Source organism: Bacillus sanguinis, assembly GCF_018332475.1.
GTDB classification, from domain to species: Bacteria; Bacillota; Bacilli; order Bacillales; family Bacillaceae_G; genus Bacillus_A; species Bacillus_A sanguinis.
Genome location: NZ_BOQB01000282.1, coordinates 1 through 663, shown reverse-complemented (window position 1 = coordinate 663; position 663 = coordinate 1). Strand labels below are relative to the sequence as shown.

Annotated in this window: 2 protein-coding genes; both read left to right on the top strand. The window is 31.8% G+C overall.

From position 1 onward, the window contains the following. On the top strand, nucleotides 1-151 hold a 151-nt coding region (locus KI369_RS29940; RefSeq protein ID WP_438800514.1), incomplete at its 5' end, for an adenine deaminase C-terminal domain-containing protein. A gap of 118 nt (nucleotides 152-269) precedes the next feature. After that, nucleotides 270-663 (top strand): hypothetical protein (locus KI369_RS23960; RefSeq protein ID WP_212957684.1); only part of this gene is annotated, 394 nt, incomplete at its 3' end.

Sequence of the window (663 nt, the reverse complement as noted above, 5' to 3'; positions counted from 1 at the left end):
GCAAGAGCGTGGCTACGCGTATGACGATCCGGCATTTACCATTTTGTTCTTTTCTGCAACGCACTTGCCTTTTATACGGGTAACGCCTATAGGGCTATATGACGTAAAAAGTAGTAAAGTACTAGACTCACCAGTGAATTTGATAAAGTAATATTAATATGAAAGGTCCTATAAAAGTCTAATTTATAGGGCTTTTCACATTGTTAGCATAAGAATATTATAAGCCTCAAATAATATAGTATCTAAATTATTTGAGGTGAAACGTAAGTATGAAAAAAATATTATACATTTTAAGCGTATTTGTATTATGTGTATCTATTCAACAAGTTGTACATTCTCAAACAGATGCACCAGAATTATCTTCTGATTGTCTTGAAAAAAGGAAAATTCGAGATGACAAGCATGTGAAGAATATAATAAGTGATATTAAATCCACATTTAATTTAAAAATTGATGAACATAGTTTTTTGGAAGTAAGTAAAAGAGACCTGGATGCGGCCCATTTGATGTATGGTGGAAAGGAAAATGATTCTTATTATAATTCGCTAACTAAAATTTATGATAGTGGTGGATTTAGTGAGCAGCCCAGCTTATTTGTGAGGGCGCAAGAAGCATTTTTACTTTATAAAGAAAAAGATAATATCAATGTAATGAAACGCCTAA